The sequence below is a fragment of the Bacteroides sp. 43_46 genome (assembly GCF_001915455.1).
GTDB classification, from domain to species: domain Bacteria; phylum Bacteroidota; class Bacteroidia; order Bacteroidales; family Bacteroidaceae; genus Bacteroides; species Bacteroides caccae.
This window is the reverse complement of record NZ_MNQN01000141.1, coordinates 44,203-64,835: the sequence shown is the minus strand read 5'-3', so window position 1 is coordinate 64,835 and position 20,633 is coordinate 44,203. Positions and strand designations below refer to the sequence as shown.

16 protein-coding genes and 1 pseudogene are annotated in these 20,633 nt (G+C 42.4%); 9 read left to right on the top strand and 8 right to left on the bottom strand.

The genetic code is table 11. From position 1 onward, the window contains the following. Positions 1-119: 119 nt before the first annotated feature. From cysS to BHV72_RS18075, 3 genes are all read right to left on the bottom strand, one after another. Positions 120-1,601 (bottom strand): cysteine--tRNA ligase, encoded by a 1,482-nt coding sequence (gene cysS / locus BHV72_RS18085; protein ID WP_022043122.1) that lies wholly within the window; start codon positions 1,599-1,601, stop codon positions 120-122. 816 nt (positions 1,602-2,417) lie between these two features. Beyond that, positions 2,418-3,233 (bottom strand): Cof-type HAD-IIB family hydrolase, encoded by an 816-nt coding sequence (locus BHV72_RS18080; RefSeq protein ID WP_122134472.1) that lies wholly within the window; start codon positions 3,231-3,233, stop codon positions 2,418-2,420. 73 nt (positions 3,234-3,306) lie between these two features. After that, positions 3,307-6,153 (bottom strand): DEAD/DEAH box helicase, encoded by a 2,847-nt coding sequence (locus BHV72_RS18075; RefSeq protein WP_122295042.1) that lies wholly within the window; start codon positions 6,151-6,153, stop codon positions 3,307-3,309. Between the two features lie 52 nt (positions 6,154-6,205). On the opposite strand from BHV72_RS18075, the gene mnmA reads away from it, so the two are divergent. Next, positions 6,206-7,303 carry a tRNA 2-thiouridine(34) synthase MnmA gene (gene mnmA, locus BHV72_RS18070; RefSeq protein WP_195414368.1) on the top strand — a complete coding sequence of 366 codons (1,098 nt, stop codon included), beginning with the start codon at positions 6,206-6,208 and terminating at the stop codon, positions 7,301-7,303. A gap of 140 nt (positions 7,304-7,443) precedes the next feature. On the opposite strand, the gene BHV72_RS18065 is transcribed toward mnmA, so the two are convergent. Further along, positions 7,444-8,964, bottom strand: coding sequence for a GH3 auxin-responsive promoter family protein (locus BHV72_RS18065; RefSeq protein ID WP_005682443.1), 1,521 nt, complete (start codon positions 8,962-8,964; stop codon positions 7,444-7,446). 137 nt (positions 8,965-9,101) lie between these two features. Here BHV72_RS18065 and BHV72_RS18060 point away from each other — a divergent pair, with 137 nt between their 5' ends. Next, entirely contained in the window at positions 9,102-10,112 is a 1,011-nt protein-coding gene (locus tag BHV72_RS18060) for an ATP-dependent 6-phosphofructokinase (RefSeq protein WP_022043117.1), read from the top strand. Here BHV72_RS18060 and rnc read toward each other — a convergent pair. From rnc to BHV72_RS18045, 3 genes are read right to left on the bottom strand one after another with little or no spacing between them, the layout of a single operon-like run. Beyond that, entirely contained in the window at positions 10,054-11,043 is a 990-nt protein-coding gene (gene rnc / locus BHV72_RS18055; protein ID WP_055170009.1) for a ribonuclease III, read from the bottom strand. The genes BHV72_RS18060 and rnc overlap by 59 nt on opposite strands. Then, positions 11,009-12,271 carry a beta-ketoacyl-ACP synthase II gene (gene fabF / locus BHV72_RS18050; RefSeq protein WP_005676981.1) on the bottom strand — a complete coding sequence of 421 codons (1,263 nt, stop codon included), beginning with the start codon at positions 12,269-12,271 and terminating at the stop codon, positions 11,009-11,011. Before fabF ends, rnc begins: the two co-directional genes overlap by 35 nt. 22 nt (positions 12,272-12,293) lie before the next feature. After that, positions 12,294-12,476 (bottom strand): acyl carrier protein, encoded by a 183-nt coding sequence (locus BHV72_RS18045; protein ID WP_286857372.1) that lies wholly within the window; start codon positions 12,474-12,476, stop codon positions 12,294-12,296. A gap of 81 nt (positions 12,477-12,557) precedes the next feature. On the opposite strand from BHV72_RS18045, the pseudogene purN reads away from it, so the two are divergent. From purN to BHV72_RS18030, 3 genes and pseudogenes are all read left to right on the top strand, one after another. Continuing rightward, positions 12,558-13,156, top strand: a pseudogene (gene purN / locus BHV72_RS18040) (phosphoribosylglycinamide formyltransferase). Between the two features lie 31 nt (positions 13,157-13,187). Beyond that, positions 13,188-14,621 carry an MBOAT family O-acyltransferase gene (locus BHV72_RS18035; RefSeq protein ID WP_005676986.1) on the top strand — a complete coding sequence of 478 codons (1,434 nt, stop codon included), beginning with the start codon at positions 13,188-13,190 and terminating at the stop codon, positions 14,619-14,621. Between the two features lie 9 nt (positions 14,622-14,630). Further along, positions 14,631-15,566 (top strand): hypothetical protein, encoded by a 936-nt coding sequence (locus BHV72_RS18030; RefSeq protein ID WP_130056515.1) that lies wholly within the window; start codon positions 14,631-14,633, stop codon positions 15,564-15,566. Between the two features lie 19 nt (positions 15,567-15,585). On the opposite strand, the gene pdxB is transcribed toward BHV72_RS18030, so the two are convergent. Then, positions 15,586-16,629, bottom strand: a complete 1,044-nt coding sequence (gene pdxB, locus BHV72_RS18025) for a 4-phosphoerythronate dehydrogenase PdxB (protein WP_286857293.1) — start codon at positions 16,627-16,629, stop codon at positions 15,586-15,588. A gap of 117 nt (positions 16,630-16,746) precedes the next feature. Between pdxB and BHV72_RS18020 the strand changes: the two genes are divergently transcribed. Genes BHV72_RS18020 through BHV72_RS18005 form a run of 4 tightly spaced genes read left to right on the top strand, consistent with a single transcriptional unit; the run spans position 16,747 to position 20,564 of the window. Continuing rightward, positions 16,747-17,352, top strand: a complete 606-nt coding sequence (locus BHV72_RS18020) for a DUF4254 domain-containing protein (protein ID WP_005682437.1) — start codon at positions 16,747-16,749, stop codon at positions 17,350-17,352. A 3-nt stretch (positions 17,353-17,355) separates the two neighbouring features. Next, positions 17,356-18,387, top strand: a complete 1,032-nt coding sequence (locus tag BHV72_RS18015; RefSeq protein ID WP_005676992.1) for a glycosyltransferase family 9 protein — start codon at positions 17,356-17,358, stop codon at positions 18,385-18,387. Between the two features lie 23 nt (positions 18,388-18,410). Then, positions 18,411-19,514, top strand: coding sequence for a UDP-galactopyranose mutase (gene glf, locus BHV72_RS18010; RefSeq protein WP_122365070.1), 1,104 nt, complete (start codon positions 18,411-18,413; stop codon positions 19,512-19,514). A gap of 12 nt (positions 19,515-19,526) precedes the next feature. Continuing rightward, the gene (locus tag BHV72_RS18005) at positions 19,527-20,564 is read left to right on the top strand and encodes a glycosyltransferase (protein ID WP_022041604.1); all 1,038 of its coding nucleotides are present in this window, start codon (positions 19,527-19,529) and stop codon (positions 20,562-20,564) included. Positions 20,565-20,633 lie beyond the last annotated feature (69 nt).

Below are 20,633 nucleotides of genomic sequence, written 5' to 3'. Positions count from 1 at the left end.
AAGATTTGTAGTTTAAGAGGGGTATTAGTTACTATGTTTCTATGAAACAGAAAGACCGGTTCGTAATGAGCCGGTCTTTTTTATCTGTAGAAGGGATTTATCTCCCTGATGTTTAATATTTATTTATTCAATCTCCACTCAAAACCGTCTTTTGTATCTTTGATTTCGAATCCGAGGGCTGTTAATGTGTTACGGATTTCGTCGGAAGTAGCCCAGTCTTTGTTGGCTTTTGCTTTCATACGCTGTTCCAGCAACATATCCACCACTTTACCATAGGCATTTTCACGACTGTCGGAAGAACCTTTTTCTTCTTTCAATCCCATAATGTCAAAGCAGAACAAGTGGAAAGTTTCTTTCAGCTCTTTCAAGTCTTCAGCGGAGATCGTTGCATTGCCGGCAATGACGTTATTAATGATGCGGGCACCTTCGAAAAGCTGTGCGATGACAATTGGAGTATTCAGGTCGTCATTCATGGCTTCGTAGCATTTGGCACGCAGCTCTTTTACATTGATACCTTCTGAAGTTGCGGATGCAGGGGTAACCTTTCCCAATCCATCGATAGCTTCTATCAGACGTTGCAATCCCTTTTCGGAAGCAATCAGTGCTTCATTGCTGAAATCGACCGTACTGCGGTAGTGGGCTTGCAGGATGAAGAAGCGGATTGTCATTGGAGTATAGGCTTGGGTCAGCAACTTATGTGTGCCATTGAAGAACTCATCCAATGTGATGAAGTTGCCGAGCGATTTACCCATTTTCGTTCCGTTAATGGTAATCATGTTGTTATGCATCCAGTAGTGAACCATATCGTCGCCTTGTGAGGCTACTGATTGTGCTATTTCACACTCATGATGCGGGAAAATCAGGTCCATTCCTCCGCCGTGAATGTCGAAGTGCTCACCCAGATATTTGCGTCCCATAGCGGTACATTCGGCATGCCAGCCGGGGAAACCGTCGCTCCAAGGAGATGGCCAGCGCATGATATGTTCCGGCTGTGCCTTTTTCCAGAGGGCGAAATCGGCGGGATTACGCTTTTCACTTTGTCCGTCAAGGTCGCGGGTGGTGTTCAGTACATCATCCAGATTGCGTCCGGAAAGTTTTCCGTAGTGATAATCCTTGTTATATTTGGCTACATCGAAATAGACGGAGCCTTCACTTTCGTAAGCATATCCGGCGTCCAGAATCTTCTGTACCAGTTGGATTTGTTCGATGATATGGCCCGAAGCATGAGGCTCGATACTTGGAGAGAGCACGTTGAGGGCTTCCATTGCTTTATGGTAGCGGTTCAGATAGTATTGAACGACTTCCATTGGTTCCAGTTCTTCCAGACGGGCTTTCTTGGCAATTTTGTCTTCTCCTTCATCGGCATCATGTTCCAAATGACCTACGTCAGTGATATTGCGTACATAACGTACTTTATATCCTAGATGAGTGAGATAACGGAAGAGTACGTCGAAAGTAATGGCCGGGCGTGCATGTCCCAGATGCGCATCACCGTAAACAGTCGGTCCGCACACATACATACCTACATGAGGTGCGTGGAGCGGTACGAATAACTCTTTTTTTCTATCTAACGTGTTGTAAATGGTCAGTTGATGTTCCATAACGTTTGCTATTTATTCGATTTAAAACCACAAAATTAGAATAAATCTTTGATATATTACGATAATTCAAGTTGAAATATGTAACTCATAGCCATTGTTCTGTGTTGTGATTGAGATCTCTTTGTCTTTGGACAATACTTCACGCAGCTTTCTTATATAGTTGTAAAGAGTGTGTTCGCTTATTGGTACAGCTTTTCTTGCTGTACGTATCATGAGTATATGGACAGCATACATCTATAATTTGCATCCCCATCCTAGAACGGATTTTTTTAATATTGTTCTCATTGTTCTCATATTTTTGGGCAATTCCTTTATAATCAGATATGTGACGAATGAGAAATGCCTTTCAAAATTGGTATTTCTCATTCGTCTTTTACGTTCGTTAACTCAAAAATGGCTATAATGCATCTTTTTGGGGGGTATTTCTCATCATTGTTCTCATGATAGTTGGAAATGAAACCATTTGCTTATTTATATGAACCATATTGATAAACGTAAAGTAGGATGACCTTTGGTTATATGTTGCTGGCCCTGTTCTGATAACTTAAGTAGTCGATATTCGCAGATCCTCTTGCTGACATCACTGCGTTATGTAATAAACATCCGCTTCTTTCCACAAGAGTGATGAGGCCTGTGTACTGGAGTGGAAAGATCTCATCACTTTAGTAGAAAGAACTGTTCACTTTAGTGCAACGAGCTATATAATGGTAAGATTGATATACGATAGCTACTCTGCATACTGCTGAAACAGAGTATAAGACATACAGTCAAAGGTTATGAAGGTACGGTTGAAAAAGGAATTGTGAGCATATGATGCTACGTAAATTTATAGTAAAAGTGTTCCAGTGCTTCCGCCACTCCGTCTTCTTCATTGCTCAGAGTGATATAGTCCGCCGCTTTCTTCACCGGTTCCTGTGCGTTGCCCATGGCAATGCCTAGTCCTGCAAACTTTATCATGGACAAGTCATTGTAGCCGTCGCCTATTGCTATCATTTCTTTGCGTTCTACTCCTATTTCTTTTAATAATACGGCAAGAGACAGGGCTTTGTCGATTCCTTGCGGGACTAGTTCGAGAAAGTAAGGCTCTGAACGGAATACGTTGATACGTCCTTGCAACCGAAGACAAAGTTCGGCTTCTAAGGGGATAAGCTTGTCGGCATCTCCCACAATCAAGCATTTAGCTACCGGAAGCGTGATGTCTGTCAGGAAGTCGTTTGTTTCCCGAACTGCCATTTTATTCAGGAAAGCCTCTTTTTGAACATACGGGTCCTGAGAGTTTTCGGTTACGATTTCTGCTCCGTCGTAAGTCAGTATGCTTAACTGGTGGCTGCGGGCGCACTCATAGAGTACGGGGACGACATCGTTCGGCAATACATTCTCATAGATCATTTCCTGTGTTTCCCAATTGATGATTTCCCCTCCGTTGTAGGATAAGATAAATCCGCCGAACTCATTCATGCGCAATTCATTTGCCAACGGCACAATGCCATAAGTCGGACGACCGGAAGCAAGAACCAGACGGACGCCCTGTTCTTGTACACGTATCAATATTTCCCGGTTGCGGGGAGTAATTACTTTTTTAGAGTTGGTGAGTGTGCCGTCAAGGTCGAGCACGATAAGCTTGTATTTCATGCAGTGTCATTTTGCGTGCAAAGATAAAGTAAAAAAGTATTCTTGCAAGACAGTCCATATAAAGATGCAGTTTTTATTTTAGCAAATCCACCCACTGTTCATTGCTCAATGCAGGCAATGTTTCGCTGTCGGTAACAAATGTTTCTGCTAACTTTCGTTTTTCATCTTGCAGATAGAGAATCTTTTCTTCAATACTGTTCTGGGTAATGAAGCGATAGGCGATAACCTGCTTGTCCTGTCCGATGCGGTGGGCACGGGCAATAGCCTGCGATTCGGCGGCGGGATTCCACCACGGATCGATAATAAACACATAGTCGGCTTGCGTCAGATTAAGTCCTACGCCTCCGGCTTTCAGAGAGATAAGGAAGGCTTGTACGTCTTTCTGCTCGGTGAAATGGGCAATTTCGGACGGCCGGTTGTTGGTTGCTCCTGTCAGTAGTGCATATTTCCAGCCCCGTTCGCGAAACGCTTCGGCGAGGACTTCCAGATGTTTGACGAAGGATGAGAAAATCAGTACTTTATGTCCTTCACTCCGTAGTGTGTCGAATATTTCTATTATTTGTATCGCTTTGCCGGATGCACCGTTAAAGTCCGGATAGATGAGTTGCGGATGACAGGCAAGTTGGCGTAGCCGCAGGATGCCGTTCAAGATACTGAAAGAATGAAGTTTATCCATACTTTGAGGATGTTGGAGCAGGATATTCCGCAAACTATTTTTTTCTTGTTCGTAAAGAGTATTTTGTTCTTCGGGCATGTCACAATAGATCGTTTCTTCGGTAAGCGGGGGAAGTTCCGGAGCCACTTCACTTTTGCTTCTGCGAAGAATAAATGGGGATATCAGTTGTTGTAACTGTGCTTCTACACGGGTATTGCCTTGGCGGATCGGAATCATGAATTGTTTTTGAAAAGCGCTCTCAGTTCCCAGTAAGTCCGGTTGGATGAAACGGAATTGTGCCCACAGATCTTTCAGTGAATTTTCGATAGGTGTGCCCGTAAGTACAAGCCGATACTTGCTTTCCAGTTGGAGTGCAGAACGGAAGGTGAGCGATTCGCTGTTCTTAATATTTTGGCTCTCATCGAGTACGATATATTCGAATTTGTAAGAAGAAAGCAGGTCGATGTTGTTGCGCATCATGCCATACGTTGTGAATATCAACTGGAAACGTCCGAAGAACTTCCCGGGATGATTGGGGGGCACGACGATGCTACTGTTATATTCAATCATTGAAAGCGTTGTAAAGCGTTTCGCTTCCCGTCGCCAGTTGTGCAACAGCGACGTAGGAACGACGATGAGAGTGGCTGCTTTCCTTGAGGCGGGCGATTTATATATATGTTGTAACAACGTAAGTGTCTGGAGAGTTTTCCCCAGTCCCATATCGTCTGCCAGACATCCGCCGAATCCTAGTTTATGCAGATGCATCATCCATGAGAATCCTTTCTGCTGGTAAGGACGTAATGTTGCTTTTAGTGCTTTAGGGACGGAAACATTCTTAATCTGATTTTTGCCAGAGAACTTTTTAAGTCCTGTTCCTCCCAAGGCAGCTTGCGCGGCGCCTATAAATGTATGCTTCAATCGTATTCCCTGCTCTGTCTGAACTCCCATTTCCAACAAGTTCGCATACTTACTGAACCATTCCTCGGGTAAAAGGATCATGCGTCCGTCCGGCAGCAGATATTCTCTCTTTTCTTCGAGGATATGCTTGCGGAAGCGTGAGAAAGGAATGCGCAGGTTGCCGACAACAACGGTGATATGTAACTCAAACCAGTCTACTACTTCATCGTCACAGCTCTGCTCGATATGTATTTCGTCCAGGCAGTAAGGAGTGTTTCCCATATGGCCGGTCAGTTGAAAGTCCGATTGTAACATCTCCCGATGCTTATTGATCCACTCAACAAGTGTTTTCTCAGAAGAACCGGCTGATAACTTGAAATGGATATCACCGATACGTTGCAGACCGGAGCTTTCTAAAAGCTGAATCGCTTTTTTTTCGGCGACAATATCCCGCCGGAAGAAGGATACCTCACCGGAGTCTTTCCGATAAATGATTTTCTTCATTGCTGCTCCGTTGTCTGATGTAAATAGCTGGTCTCTATAACGAAAACCAAGCTGCAACAACTGTTCGCTATGAGTGATGTCTTCAAGTGACAGTAATGCTTCGCAGGCACATCTTTCTTCAGGGATATCCCACCCTTCGGTTATGATTTCGTGATAGCGTGCAATCGGAATGACAATATTGTCGATATACTTTTCGAGTTGAGCGGCACTTGCACTAATTGCCTTTTTCTTGGTGAAGGGTAAGAGCCGGACACTATCTATGTGTGGAAAGAAGTATAAATTCATCCCTAACAATAGAGTAGCCGGTGAGGCAGTTAATGCGATAACGGGTTTTTGGTCGTCCAATGAAAATGGTTGCTTCTCATAATAACATTGCAGTTGATAGCGGAAAGTAGTGCTGTCGACATGAAATGTAAAGCGGACTTCGGCGTCATGTGGATGTACGTGATAAGCATGGTGGGCGTACAACACTTTGCTTCCGGGCTGTTTCTGATAAAAAGATAACCCGTTTTCCCGTATGAGAGTAAGCATCTCGAGTAGTTTGCCTTCAATAAATGGCCGAATGTTATTCTTTACTTTCTCAGGATCTTGAGATAACTTATGCAGGAAGCGTGATACTGTCTTTTCGCGGGAATAGGCTCCCATTAAATATTTCTCTGTATAGTGAGAAGCGATGTCGATGGCTTGTCTTTCTGCTTCATTCATTTGTTCAATAGCTTCGGGAGAAGCGTGAAAAGCCTGTTCAATCAACTGCAACGTGCCATCTTCCAGTCGCTCTGCTATGTAAGGGATCAGTAGTATACCAAACACAGGATGCTCTGTATAAACGATGATGACTTGTCCGTTAGTTGTTTTCTCTCTCATTCTCTTTGGGCTTTAACTGACAAAGATACGGGAAAATCCTTAATTTTGCAGCATGATAGAAGAAAACAAACGAGTATTGTTAGGAATGAGTGGCGGTACGGATAGTTCCGTTGCCGCTATGAGACTGCTGGAGGCCGGATATGAGGTGATCGGGGTGACTTTTCGTTTTTATGAATTAAATGGCTCGACCGAATATCTGGAAGATGCCCGTAGTTTGGCGGAGCATTTGGGAATCCGTCATATAACGTACGATGCCCGTGAAGTATTCAATAAGCAGATCATTGAGTATTTCGTGCAGGAATATATGGCGGGGCGTACGCCGGTTCCCTGTACCTTATGCAATAATTATTTGAAATGGCCGTTGTTAGCGGAACTTGCCGATGAAATGGGCATATTCTATATTGCCACAGGGCATTACGTTCGGAAAGTTAAGTTGGAAGGTACCTATTATATCACATCTGCGACTGATTCGGACAAGGATCAGACGTTCTTTTTATGGGGATTGAAACAAGATATTCTCCGTAGAATGTTATTGCCAATGGGGGATATCACGAAAGTGGAAGCCCGTGCATTGGCTGCTGAACGTGGCTTCCGGAAAGTTGCTACTAAAAAGGACAGCTTAGGGGTTTGTTTCTGTCCAATGGATTATCGGAGTTTTTTAAAAAACTGGTTGGATAAACATGATCAGCTTTTTACCGCACATGGTCAGAAATGGTCAGAAATAGTCAGACGCGGGCGGTTTGTCGATGAAACGGGGCATTTTATTGCTTGGCATGAAGGATATCCTTTTTATACCATCGGACAGAGACGCGGGCTAGGGATACATCTGAATCGTCCTGTTTTTGTGAAAGATATATTTCCGGAAAAGAATGAGATAGTACTTGCCCCTCTTCAATCTCTAGAGAAAACAGAAATGTGGCTGGATAATTGGAACTTGATAAACGAAAACCGTGTACTCGGTTGTTCTGATATAATCGTGAAGATACGGTACCGCAAACAGGAGAATCACGGTACGGTAACTGTTACTCCGGAACACTTATTGCATATACAGCTTCATGAACCGTTGACTGCTATTGCTCCGGGACAAGCTGCCGCATTCTATAAAGATGATTTGCTGCTGGGGGGAGGGATTATAGTAAAAGCCCGATAACTATCCGACAGCCAGAATAACTTGTGCGAACCCAAGTCTCATCCATGCTGAGACCCGGATTCCGTCTACACGACACCCGGGTCTCAGGCAAGTAATCTTTGCAAAAAAGAAAACCTGTAATAACTATATGATAAGTTTCTCTATATTTGAGGGCTGGAATTCAACGCCAGCATTGTCTCTATGTATTCACGTGTATTGCTGAGTCTGGGGACTTTGTGCTGTCCTCCCAACTTCCCTCTCTGTGCCAGCCAGTCATGGAATAGTCCCGGTCGGGCAACGATTACTTCCAAGGGTTGCAATGCAATATCTTTCCAACGTTTCGCCTCATAGTCGGAGTTTACTTCCTTTAATGTTGCATCCAGTATTGCTGCGAACTTCTCAACGGAATCCGGCATTTTAGCGAACTCTATTAACCATTGGTGGCGGCATTTGGCATGTTCGTCCATAAACACCGGTGCGGCAGAATATTCACTCACTTGCGCCCCTGTTTCCGAACAAGCCTTTGCCAGTCCTTTTTCCGCATTATCTACGATTAGTTCCTCGCCAAAAGCATTGATGAAATGTTTGGTTCGTCCGGTAATGACAAATTTATAAGGGTTCTTGCCGGTAAATTTCACTGTATCCCCAATCATATACCTCCACAAACCGCAAGAGGTCGAAATGACCATTGCGTAATTCTTGTTAAGCTCCACTTCCTCAAGGCAATAGGCACGTGGATTCTCTTTGTCAACTTCTTCCAACGGAACAAATTCGTAGAAGATTCCGTAGTCGATCATCAGCAACATTGCAGGATCTGAAAGATCGTTCTGTGTGCCGAAATAACCCTCGGAAGCATTGTAGGTTTCTACATAGTGCATCTTCGGTGAATGAATCACTTGCTTGTATTGCTCACGGTAAGGAGTAAATGCAACTCCTCCGTGGAAGAAAACTTCCAGATTCGGCCATACTTCTTCCAACGTCTGTTTGCCTGTTTTTTCAAGGATCCGTTTGATAAGCACCAACATCCACGACGGTACGCCGGATAAACTTGTGACGTTGACCGGAATAGTACTGTTGGCTATCGCCTCTATCTTGGTTTCCCATTCGCTCATTAGTGCGATTTTCTTGCTGGGCACACGGACAAAATTGATAAGCGGATTGACATTTTGAATCAAAATAGCAGATAAATCTCCTACCAGGCTATGATTAGAATTGAGATTCGGACTATGGCTTCCCCCTAGGATCAATCCTTTTCCTGAAAAGAAATGGCTGTCCGGGTTGATGCGGAAGTAAAGTGCGGCAGCGTCTTTTCCTCCTCTGTAATGAATGTCTTGCAGTGCTTCCTTACTGACAGGGAGGAATTTACTTTTATCATTTGTCGTTCCGGAAGATTTGGCGAACCAACGTATTTCCGACGGCCAAAGCAGATTCTGTTCTCCTGCCCGCAAACGTTCTACATACGGCTTGATTTCCTCATAAGTCTGGATTGGAACACGTTTTCTGAAGTCTTCATAGCTGCGGATCGAGGAATAGTCGTACTTTTTTCCCCATTCTGTCTGAGCAGCCTGATGTACTAAGCGGTTTAGTACACTATGCTGTATCTCACTGGCCTGAGTAGCATATAGGTCTATCTGTTTTAAACGGGAATCAAAAGTCTTACTAATAATTTTTGTAATATTCATTTCTGCTTTAACATAATAATGTTTAGTCGTGCAAAAGTAACTTATTTATCTTTTTTTTCTATCTTTACGACGGAAATAATCGTTAAAAATTGACGGCTTTCATATAATCTCCGAGTTTTAGACTAAAAAATGCGACAATGAGAATCGGAATCTTAACATCAGGGGGAGATTGCCCCGGTATAAATGCCACTATTCGTGGCGTGTGCAAAACTGCCATTAACTACTACGGTATGGAAGTGGTAGGTATTCATAGCGGCTTTCAGGGGTTGCTCACAAAAGATGTAGAATCCTTTACCGATAAATCTTTATCGGGTTTGCTGAATCTTGGTGGAACGATGTTGGGGACTTCCCGCGAGAAGCCTTTTAAAAAAGGAGGTGTTATTTCGGATGTCGATAAACCTGCACTGATCTTTCAGAATATTCGGGAAATGGGATTGGATTGTGTTGTCTGTATCGGTGGAAACGGAACGCAAAAGACGGCTGCCAAATTTGCTGCCATGGGTGTAAATATCGTTTCGGTTCCTAAAACCATTGACAACGATATCTGGGGGACGGATATCTCTTTTGGTTTCGACTCGGCTGTAAGTATTGCTACAGATGCTATCGACCGGTTGCATTCTACCGCAAGTTCTCATAAAAGGGTGATGGTGATTGAAGTCATGGGACATAAAGCGGGTTGGATTGCTTTGTATTCCGGTATGGCAGGAGGGGGAGATGTTATTCTTGTGCCTGAAATACCTTATAGCATTAAAAACATAGGAAACACTATTCTGGAAAGATTGAAAAAGGGGAAACCATATTCTATTGTAGTAGTAGCTGAAGGCATTCGGACGGACGGCCGTAAACGTGCTGCGGAATACATTGCACAGGAAATAGAGTATGAGACGGGTATTGAAACCCGTGAAACCGTATTAGGGTATATTCAACGTGGTGGTTCGCCTACTCCTTATGACCGTAATCTCTCTACCCGGATGGGCGGACACGCGACGGAACTGATTGCCAACGGGGAATTCGGGCGTATGGTTGCACTAAAAGGAGATACTATTGCTTCTATCCCTTTGGAAGAAGTGGCTGGGAAACTAAAGTTGGTTAGTGAAGATCACGATCTGGTGATTCAGGGACGTCGCATGGGGATTTGCTTTGGATAGATTTCACGATCGGTTCTGCCGTAATCTCATTGTCGAACTCATTTTCTTCCAATATATTGTCATTCAGTAATTCGATATCAGAGTCTGCATCCATTTCGGGTTCAGGTTCGGCTGCCATTGCTGATTGCTGCATTTTGGTTTCGTTGACGGTTGCCATGAAAATCGGGTCCTTTACTTTCTTTATAGCCATCTGGGCGGCATTCTGTTGGGATTCTTTCTTGGAATATCCGGTTCCGGTTCCGGCAGGAAGTCCTTCAATGCGTACTTCTGTCTGGAAAACAGGATTGCTGTCCTGATCAAGGAATTGCTCAATCAGTTCAAAAGAAACCTCCAGTTTGCTCTTTTGGCTCCATTCGATCAGTTTTGATTTGAAGTTTACTTCTTTACGGGAGATTTTATCCAGATCAATATAACGATTAATGATTCGCTGCTCCATAAACTGTTTGCAGCGTTCATATCCTTGGTCCAGGTAGATCGCTCCGATAAATGCCTCGAAAGCATTCCCGTACATATAGCTGTTGTGGGAAGAAGAACGGGTTGAATATTTAATAAGTTTGTCCAGTCCGATCTCTACGGCAAGTTTGTTTAAAGTCTCCCGTTGTACAATCTTGGAACGTGTGTTTGTCAGGAAACCTTCCCGCTTCCCTTCAAAACGTTTGTAGACGATATCGCCTACGATAGCGTCGAGAATGGCATCACCTAAAAATTCCAGACGCTCATTGTTTAACGGACGCCCCTTGTCCGAACGGACAGATGAGGATTTATGTAAGAGAGCCTGCTCATAGAGCTGGATGTTACGCGGGTAGAAACCGAGTATCCGGTAAAAACAAAGATAAGACTCTCTATCCCTGTGGAACAAGAGCCTTATCTTATCTATTTGGTTTCGTAACACGATTTTACTCAGCGTATTTTTTGAAGATAACGCACGCATTATGACCGCCGAATCCGAATGTGTTGGACAAGGCAACATTAACTTCGCGTTTCTGTGCTTTATTGAACGTGAAATTAAGGTTATAGTCGATATTTTCGTCGTCGTCACCTTCTTCATGGTTGATAGTCGGGGGAACAATGCCGTTCTTGATGGCAAGGATACTTGCAATTGATTCTACCGCACCGGCAGCACCCAGCAAGTGACCTGTCATTGATTTTGTTGAACTGATGTTCAACTCGAACGCATGATCACCGAATACTTCTTTAATCGCTTTTGCTTCCGAAATGTCACCAACCGGAGTAGATGTACCGTGTACATTGATATAATCCACTTCTTTCGGGTCCATTTCCGCATCTTCCAATGCATTCATCATCACAAGTTTGGCTCCAAGACCTTCCGGATGAGAAGCTGTCAGGTGATGTGCATCAGCAGACATGCCTACGCCGGCAACTTCTGCATAGATTTTAGCACCACGGGCTTTCGCATGTTCCAATTCTTCCAGAATCAAGCAACCGCCACCTTCGCCCATGATGAAGCCGTCACGGCTTGCACTGAACGGACGTGAAGCCTTTTCGGGCTCGTCGTTGCGGGTTGACAGAGCATGCATAGCATTGAAACCGCCTACACCTGCGGGGAAGATAGCCGCTTCCGAACCACCGGATACAATCACATTTGCTTTGCCCAGACGAATCAGGTTAAACGCATCTGCAATGGCATTGGTAGAAGTAGCACATGCCGAACAAGTCGCGTAGTTAGGACCATGGAAGCCATACATGATAGAAATCTGTCCGGCAGCGATATCCGAGATCATCTTCGGGATGAAGAACGGATTAAACTTCGGACCCATTTCCTGACGAGTGTAGTAGTTGCCTACTTCCTCTTCAAATGTATGTATACCACCGATACCGGCGCCAAAAATAACACCGATTCTGTTCAAGTCTTCTTTTTCTACATCAAGACCGGAGTCTGCTACCGCTTCTTTGGCAACTGCAATGGCGTACTGAGTGTACAGATCCATTTTCCTTGCCTCTTTACGATCGATATATTTCGTTACATCGAAGTTTTTCACTTCGCATGCGAATTGGGTCTTGAATAGCGACGCATCAAAATGAGTAATAGGCCCTGCTCCACTAACCCCGTTCACAATATTCTCCCAAAATTCGGGCACACCATTGCCAACAGGAGTAATGGCGCCAAGGCCTGTTACTACCACTCTTTTTAATTCCATATTGATGAAATCGGATAATTACTTAGTCATCAGGAATAGAGATACCGAATTCTTTTTCGAATTCCATGATAAGTTCTACAGTGTCAAGAGAATCTGCTCCCAGGTCGTTAGTGAAGCTTGCTTCGTTAGTAACTTCTGATTCTTCTACGCCTAATTTATCAACGATAATCGCTTTTACTCTTGATGCAATTTCTAAGTTTTTAATTAATAATTAGTTTTATTTCTTTAAATTTGCGGTGCAAAGGAATGAATATTTATCGTTTTGCGCAAATATTTGACTAAATAAATGCAATGTTTTGCACATTTTTCACTGTTTTGTGCATTGAAATCGAGAGTTATGAAGAAAAACATCGCTATTTTCGCTTCCGGTTCCGGCTCTAATGCCGAGAATATTATCCGGTATTTCCAAAAGAATGACTCTGCTCTGGTGTCATTGGTGCTTTCCAACAAAAGTGATGCCTATGTTTTGGAGCGTGCACACCGTCTAGGAGTGCCCTGTAACGTGTTTACAAAGGAAGATTGGATAGCCGGAGATGAAATTCTGGCTGTTTTGCAGGAGTATCGAATTGATTTTATTGTGCTGGCAGGATTCCTTGTCCGCGTGCCGATAAAATCATAAATATACATCCTGCACTTCTTCCGAAGTTCGGCGGGAAGGGGATGTATGGAGATCGTGTTCACCAGGCTGTGGTTGCTGCCGGTGAAAAAGAAAGCGGTATTACTATACATTATATTAATGAACACTATGATGAAGGAGATACGATCTTTCGGGCGACCTGTCCCGTTCTTCCGACAGATTCTCCTGGGGATGTCGCCGAGAAGGTACACGCTTTAGAGTACGAACATTTCCCACGAGTAATAGAACAGATTATAACGACGTTATAATCCCCACACTAAATTAGCCTTCTAAACTGTTATGTTGTTCAATTCAATAGAATATGTAATATTCTTGCCATTGTTTTTTATCGGATACTGGTTTATTTTTAAACGTTTGAAATTACAAAATATATTTGTTGTAATCAGTAGTTATATCTTTTATGGTTGGTGGGACTGGCGTTTTCTAATTTTAATAGCATTTACTACTTTGTGTAGTTATGCTAGCGGAATCCTGATAGAGCGGCAAGAACGTCGTTTGATTCAACGATGGATATGTGCGGCTAATATTACATTGAATTTGTTGGTGTTATGCATATTTAAGTACTTTAATTTCTTTTCTGAGAACTTTGTGTCCTTATTTGAGACTTTCGGGATTAAGTTGGATTGGGTAACATTAGATATTCTGCTTCCTGTTGGAATCAGCTTTTACACTTTTCAGGCTCTCAGCTATACTATTGATATATATCAGCATAAAATGAAACCTACACATGATATGGTGGCATTTTTTGCTTTTATCAGTTTCTTTCCTCAATTAGTGGCAGGTCCTATCGAAAGGGCTACTAACTTGTTGCCGCAGTTCTTGAAAGTTCGCACGTTCGATTATGGACAGGCAGTAGACGGAATGCAGCAGATACTGTACGGGTTATTTAAGAAAATGGTGATAGCCGATAATTGTAGCCGATTGGTCGATATCGTTTTTAGCAATTACCAACAGTTGGGAAGCATACAACTATTTTTAGGAGCTGTCTTCTTCACCTTTCAAATCTACTGTGATTTTTCCGGTTATTCGGATATAGCTATCGGTACAGCCAAGTTGCTCGGGATTAAATTAATGAAGAATTTCGATTATCCGTATATCTCGCGTAATATAGCGGAGTTTTGGAGAAGATGGCATATTTCGCTAACGACATGGTTTAGAGATTACATTTATATTCCTTTAGGCGGAAGCCGGGTAGGGAAGTGGAAAAGTGTGCGGAATACTTTTATTATATTTCTCGTAAGCGGCTTCTGGCATGGAGCTAACTGGACATTTATTTGCTGGGGACTTTTCCATGCTTTATTATTCCTGCCTTTATTACTTACTTCTTCCAATAGAAAATATCGTGGCATTGTGGCAGAAGGAAAACTTCTTCCTTCCTGGAAGGAGGCTATTCAGATAGGAACAACATTTTTTCTGGTAGTAATCGGCTGGATACTGTTCCGGGCAGAAAATATGGAACAAGCTATCGGCTATATCGGACGACTTTTTTCTATGCAACAGTCTACCGGCAATATGCCTTCCCACTCTTTGGAGGTAGGATTGTATATTCTGCTTTTCTGGATTCTGGAATGGTTTCAGCGAGATAAGCCATATGCGTTGCAGATTCAATTTCTAAAAAGTAAATCATTGCGCGTTGCTATCCTGACGTTTGTAATCTTATTCATAGAGATAACCATGGGTAAGTCCTCGGAGTTCATTTATTTTCAATTCTAAATAAGGAATATGAGAAAGTTCTTAAGAAATCTTCTTTTAGCATTAATTCCCGTAGCTGTTATTAATGCATTGTGTTGGGGAACGTTGGTCTTTTTAGCATGGCAAGATGATTTGACATATGTGAATTATGCGTCTGCACTGGATAAAGAAAAGCGTTTGGAAGAATTGGGAAATCAGTCCCGCTTGCTAATAATAGGTGGTTCTAACGCCCGCTTTGGCTTTGATTCTTCCATTCTGAGAGATACATTACATCTGGAACCTGTGAATATGGGAATACATATCGGGTTGGGATTGAATTATATGTTTGAGGAGGTTTACGACCATTTACGAAAAGGAGATGTGTTGCTCGTTTCTGCAGAATATAATCATTTTCTTAAGGAGGGCAGTTATTATGGGGATGAAGGTCTGACTGATATGTATCTGATAAAGCATGAATGGGGAAAGGCCTTATATAATATGGTAAATACACATAATTTTTTTTCGATGTATCGCTTGATTCGTAAACGTGTAAAACGGATAGGTATGGATATAGAAGATATACCGGAGAATATGGAAGTTCGTACCAAATATAATGAATATGGTGATTATACCGGACATTATAATCTATCTTCTGCCGGACATTGGGACAGTGCCCCATTACCTATGGTATCACCCGATGAAAAAGTTTTTATAGATTTAAAAGAGAAAATATCTATTTTAAGTGAGCGGGGGGTGACTATTTTCTTCTTGCCTCCTCCATATTGTCGTTCTTCTTTTCAAAATGATTCTTTGGCCATTAACCGTATCTCGGAGAGTTTGAAGGCTATAGGCTTTCCTTATTATTTGGAACCTTCCGGTTGTGTTTATCCTGATAGTATGTTCTATGACTCGCGTTATCATCTGATTAGGGAAGGTGTGGTGATGCATTCTCGGAAGATAGCAGGTGAGTTGAAAAGAACTTTATAAATATATGTGAGAAATTGTTTTATTCGATTTTTATTATGTAGGCTTTTTCTTCTCTTCGTAACGGATAGTTTCCCCGTAATTCTTCAAACAGTTCCGGTTGAGCTTTCAGCCGGTCGCTGTCTTCGACAGGGTTATATATTTGGAGCAATGCTTCTTCCTGACTTTGTGCATGAATGATAGGAGAGGTGGGTGCGGGAGCGTTAATTTCATACTTTCCCTCTATATGGAAGAACTTACAGATTGCATCCAGCGACATTCGCGTTGCGTTAGCCTTGCCGTCAGCGGAATATCCGGCAATGTGTGGAGTGCCGATAATCACTTTCTCTAATAATTCACGATTGATTTCCGGTTCGTGTTCCCATACATCAATAATAGCGTCTGAGATAGAACCATTGTTCAATGCCTTCAAGAGAGTGCCTGTGTCGATAACTTCTCCTCGTGAAGTATTAATGATAACAGGTTTGCGTTTTAGCGAATTGAAGAAATCTTCATCTGCCAGGTGGAATGTTTTGTATTTGCCTTCTTTATATAAAGGTACGTGAAAAGTGATGATGTCACATTCTTCCGCTATCTTATTTAAAGAGGTAAAGGATTCTTTTCCTTCTTTTTCTTCCCGTGGTAGATCGTTCAGTAGAACGCGTATGCCGAAGTCTTCGGCGACTTTGGCAACTTTACTCCCCACATTTCCTACTCCTACGATTCCAATAGTCAGTTCGTCCAGTTTCTTATTTTTGAAAGACTTCCATATCAGGAGTGAAGATTGAATATATTGGGCAACAGAAGCTGAGTTGCAACCGGGTGCATTTGTCCATTCGATACCTGCCCGCTTACAATATTCAGTATCGATATGGTCGAACCCTATGGTTGCCGTAGCTATAAACTTTACCCGGCTGCCTTCCAGTAATTCCTGATTGCAGTGAGTACGGGTCCGGATAATCAGCGCATCTGCGTTTTGTACCAGTTCCGGAGTAAAATCCTTTCCGGGGGCGTAGATTATTTCGTCGGCTATTGTCTGGACAGCCTCTTTTATATAAGGTATCTTATTATCGATAATAATTTTCATATACAATCTGTATTTAGTTCCCACAAAGGTAGGAAATAAAAAAGTAAGAAAGGGTTGCTTGTCTGAAAAATATTACATAGATTTGCCCTATTATATATCTATAAGCTAGTTAAGATTATGACATTTAGTAACCTTTGCAACGAGATTTTTTGGAAATCGACGACTGATTACCACGTAACGGACAGTGTAGATGCACCGATGAACAATCCTTACGAGTTGAAGACGATTGAGTATTATTTATACTTGAAAAATTGGATCGATGCCGTTCAATGGCATTTCGAAGATATTATCCGTGACCCTCAAATTGATCCTGTAGAAGCACTGGCTTTGAAAAGAAGAATTGATAAGTCCAATCAAGACCGTACTGATCTGGTTGAACTGATTGATAGTTATTTTTTGGACAAATACAAAGCTGTTAAACCGCTTTCTGATGCAACTATCAATACAGAGAGTCCTGCATGGGCAATTGACCGGCTTTCTATTCTTGCGTTGAAAATTTACCACATGAAGCAGGAGGTGGAACGTACGGATACTACCGAAGAACATCGTGAGCAATGCCGGACCAAGCTGAATATTCTGTTGGAACAGCAGAAAGACCTTTCTTCTGCTATCGAACAGTTGTTGGCAGACATTGAAGCCGGAAGAAAATATATGAAAGTATATAAACAGATGAAGATGTATAACGACCCGGCGTTGAATCCGGTGCTTTATGCAAAAAAATAACGAATGGCGCGTATTCTCATTATCCGTTTTTCAGCCCTTGGCGATGTAGCCATGACAATACCTGTGATACATTCGCTTGCTGTGCAATATCCACAGCACGAAATCACTGTATTAAGTCGTGCCGTATGGCAACCTCTTTTTCAAAGTTTGCCTGAAAATGTGAATTTTGTCGGAGCTGATCTGACAGGTAAGCATAAAGGGCTATGGGGATTGAACAGCCTTTATTCGGAACTGAAAAGAATGCATTTCGATTACGTGGCGGACTTTCATCACGTACTTCGTTCGAAATATCTGTGTCTGCGGTTTCGCCTTGCCAATATACCGGTTGCTTTCATTTGTAAAGGGAGAGCCGGAAAAAAGAAACTGGTTCGCCGCCGTCATAAAGTGCTGGAGAACCAGAAAAGTTCTTTCCGTCGTTATGCTGATGTGTTAGAAAAGTTGGGACTGCCGGTTTTATTGAACTTTTCTTCTATTTATGGAGAAGGAAAGGGTGATTTCGCAGAGATTGAACCGATGACAGGACCGAAAGGAAAACAAAAATGGATCGGTATTGCTCCTTTTGCCAAGCATAAGGGCAAGATTTATCCGTTAGAATTGCAGGAACAGGTTGTTGCTCATTTTGCTGCTAATCCTGCGGTGAAAGTTTTTCTGTTTGGCGGTGGGAAAAGCGAACAGGAAGTCTTTGACTCCTGGATTGCCAAATATCCTTCGGTGGTTTCCATGATCGGTAAATTGAATATGCGTACGGAACTGAATCTGATGAGTCATCTGGATGTGATGTTGTCTATGGACTCTGCTAATATGCATTTGGCATCTCTGGTGAATATACCTGTGGTTTCCGTTTGGGGAGCCACTCATCCTTATGCCGGGTTTATGGGGTGGAAACAATTACCGGTCAATACAGTACAACTTGATTTATCCTGTCGTCCTTGTTCGGTTTATGGACAGAAGCCTTGCTGGCGGGGCGACTATGCTTGCTTGAGGGATATAACTCCCGAACAGGTGATTGCAAAGATTGAGGGAATCATTGATTAATCATAAATAGCTTTTGAATGTATATGAAAGAATATGACTATCTGGTAGTTGGAGCAGGGCTGTTTGCGGCTGTGTTTGTTCGTCAAGCCATTGATGCGGGCAAGCGCTGTCTTGTTATAGATAAACGTAGTCATATCGGCGGAAATATCTATTGTGAGAATATAGATGGCATTCATGTACATCTTTACGGAGCGCACATCTTTCATACAGACAATAAAGAAGTCTGGGATTATGTGAACCGTTTCGTAACATTTAATCGCTACACTAATTCTCCATTAGCTAATTATGAAGGCATATTATATAATCTGCCTTTTAACATGAATACTTTTAATAAGTTATGGGGAGTTAACACTCCTAAAGAGGCTAAGGATAAGATTGAAGAACAACGTAGCGAATATGCACATATCCAGGCTCCTGCCAATCTGGAAGAACAGGCTTTGACGCTTTGTGGAAAAGATATTTATCAGAAACTAATCAAGGGATATACGGAAAAACAGTGGGGGCGTCCTGCAACGGAGCTTCCGGCCTTTATTATAAAACGACTTCCTTTCCGTTTCGTTTATGATAATAATTATTTTAATGACGAGTATCAAGGCATTCCTAAAGGCGGATACAATAAGCTGATTGAAAGTTTGTTTGAAGGAGCTGATGTGCGTTTGGGGACGAATTATTTTTCTGCTCGTGAAGAACTGGATTCGCTGGTGGATAAAGTATTGTTTACCGGATGTATTGACGAGTATTACGATTTTCGTTTCGGGCATTTGGAATACCGTAGTCTTTGTTTTGAACACGAACGTCTGGAAATGGAAAATTATCAGGGGAATGCGGTCATTAATTATTGTGAAAGAGAGATTCCTTATACCCGTGTTATCGAACATAAACATTTCGAATTTGGTAAGCAGCCGCATACGGTGATCACCCGCGAATATCCTTCTGCATTCACTCCCGGGGACGAACCTTATTATCCGGTGAATGACGAGAGAAATATGCGGTTGTACGAGAAATACAAGGAGTTGGCTATACATACTCCCGGAGTCTTGTTTGGCGGACGTTTAGCTCAATACGCTTATTTTGATATGGACGATACAGTGGCTGCCGCATTGGTTTTGGCGCAAAATGAACTATAAAATATCATTCCTATGATTTGTTATCTATCAAGAAATTACCGAGGTGTCGATAATGCCGGAAATAAAGCAAAAACAGACATTGAACAGATAATGGAGTCGCATGGCTTCCGGAATGTCGGGCTGAAACAAACCCGGTATAGAAATGTCGTTGTAGCTTTTTGTCGTACCTTATTCAGTGTGCTGAAGAGTATTCTCTGTTTGCGTAAAGGCGATGTGCTGGTACTGCAATATCCTTTGAAGAAATATTATGCATTTGTCTGCAATATGGCTCATCTACGTGGCTGCAAGGTGGTGACGTTGATTCATGATTTGGGTAGTTTTCGTCGTAAGAAGCTGACTATCCCCCAAGAAATAGCGCGCTTGGATCACTCGGACTGTGTGATAGTACATAGTGAACGTATGAGGGACTGGCTGCTTGAACATGGAATTAAGGCCAAGCTGCAGATATTGGAGATATTTGATTATTTATCCGATAGCCAACCTGTTGCCGGCAATGATGTGCCGAAATCACCGAACCGCATCCTGTTTGTCGGTGCTTTGTCTTCTTATCATAATGATTTCTTATATAAACAGGCAAATTCTCCCCGTTCTTATGATATAGTGCTCTATGGAAGTGGTCTTGAAACCGAAAAACTGGAAGGAAAAGTTGATTATAAAGGCTTTGTCTCTTCGGACGAGCTGATAGCGACGGCAGAAGGCGAATATGGACTTGCCTGGTATGGATCTTCTTTAGAGGGAGGAAGTGGTGCTTTGGGAGAATATCTTCAATATAACGCTCCTCATAAAATGTCTCTCTACATACGTTGCGGTCTTCCGATTATCGTTTGGGAGAAAGCCGGGCTGGCGCCTTTTGTGAAGAAGAACAATGTGGGTATATGTATCTCTTCTTTGACGGAACTTGAAGATATTTTACCTAAAATAAGTGCAGGACAATACATGGAAATGAAGAAAAATGTATTGCAAATAGCCGATAAACTTTCGCATGGATATTATTGCTTTAAGGCAATAAAGCAAGCCTGCGCAGACTTGGGAGTCGAAATAAAGGGCTAAATTGTCCCCTTTTATCTTAGTTTTGCGATAAAAGAAAAAAATATAGTCGGAATATGCCCTAATTTCTTT

Excerpts from the sequence above, each read along its gene's own strand:
- cysS (WP_022043122.1), bottom strand. The coding sequence starts at position 1,601 with ATGGAACATCAACTGACCATTTACAACACGTTAGATAGAAAAAAAGAG.
- BHV72_RS18080 (WP_122134472.1), bottom strand. The coding sequence starts at position 3,233 with ATGAAATACAAGCTTATCGTGCTCGACCTTGACGGCACACTCACCAAC.
- BHV72_RS18075 (WP_122295042.1), bottom strand. The coding sequence starts at position 6,153 with ATGAGAGAGAAAACAACTAACGGACAAGTCATCATCGTTTATACAGAG.
- mnmA (WP_195414368.1), top strand. The coding sequence starts at position 6,206 with ATGATAGAAGAAAACAAACGAGTATTGTTAGGAATGAGTGGCGGTACG.
- BHV72_RS18065 (WP_005682443.1), bottom strand. The coding sequence starts at position 8,964 with ATGAATATTACAAAAATTATTAGTAAGACTTTTGATTCCCGTTTAAAA.
- BHV72_RS18060 (WP_022043117.1), top strand. The coding sequence starts at position 9,102 with ATGAGAATCGGAATCTTAACATCAGGGGGAGATTGCCCCGGTATAAAT.
- rnc (WP_055170009.1), bottom strand. The coding sequence starts at position 11,043 with ATGCGTGCGTTATCTTCAAAAAATACGCTGAGTAAAATCGTGTTACGA.
- fabF (WP_005676981.1), bottom strand. The coding sequence starts at position 12,271 with ATGGAATTAAAAAGAGTGGTAGTAACAGGCCTTGGCGCCATTACTCCT.
- BHV72_RS18035 (WP_005676986.1), top strand. The coding sequence starts at position 13,188 with ATGTTGTTCAATTCAATAGAATATGTAATATTCTTGCCATTGTTTTTT.
- BHV72_RS18030 (WP_130056515.1), top strand. The coding sequence starts at position 14,631 with ATGAGAAAGTTCTTAAGAAATCTTCTTTTAGCATTAATTCCCGTAGCT.
- pdxB (WP_286857293.1), bottom strand. The coding sequence starts at position 16,629 with ATGAAAATTATTATCGATAATAAGATACCTTATATAAAAGAGGCTGTC.
- BHV72_RS18020 (WP_005682437.1), top strand. The coding sequence starts at position 16,747 with ATGACATTTAGTAACCTTTGCAACGAGATTTTTTGGAAATCGACGACT.
- BHV72_RS18015 (WP_005676992.1), top strand. The coding sequence starts at position 17,356 with ATGGCGCGTATTCTCATTATCCGTTTTTCAGCCCTTGGCGATGTAGCC.
- glf (WP_122365070.1), top strand. The coding sequence starts at position 18,411 with ATGAAAGAATATGACTATCTGGTAGTTGGAGCAGGGCTGTTTGCGGCT.
- BHV72_RS18005 (WP_022041604.1), top strand. The coding sequence starts at position 19,527 with ATGATTTGTTATCTATCAAGAAATTACCGAGGTGTCGATAATGCCGGA.